The sequence below is a fragment of the Pseudonocardia charpentierae genome, from assembly GCF_031845345.1.
GTDB lineage: Bacteria > Actinomycetota > Actinomycetes > Mycobacteriales > Pseudonocardiaceae > Pseudonocardia > Pseudonocardia charpentierae.
Window position 1 is genome coordinate 1 of sequence record NZ_JAVREJ010000117.1, and the last position, 355, is coordinate 355.

Sequence of the window (355 nt, forward strand, 5' to 3'; positions counted from 1 at the left end):
GCCAAGCTCGCCTCGACGTCGGCGGTCCCGTCGCGCAGGCCCCGTGCGGCGGCGGCGAAGGCGGGGAACGGTGATGCACGGGTGCAGATCAGCGAGAGCCGGTTGACCCGCTGCGGGTGGTCCAGTGGCGACCTGCTGGGCGATCTGTCCGCCCCAGGAGTGTCCGATCACGTGGACGTCGGGCAGGTCGAGGCGGTTCAGCACGGCGACGACGTCGTCGGCCAGCCGCGTAGTCCGGCACCGGCGTGTCGGCGGCCGCCCCGTGTCCGCGCAGGTCGAACCTGATCGCCCGGCACGAGTCGACCAAGGTGTTCACGACCGGCTGCCAGGCGCGGACGTCGAACGGGGTTCCGTG

At 72.7% G+C, this 355-nt stretch carries 1 protein-coding gene; it reads right to left on the minus strand.

From position 1 onward, the window contains the following. Positions 1 to 204: alpha/beta fold hydrolase (locus RM445_RS32695; protein ID WP_397469461.1), on the minus strand; the 204-nt coding region annotated here is incomplete at its 3' end. Between the last annotated feature and the right edge of the window lie 151 nt (positions 205 to 355).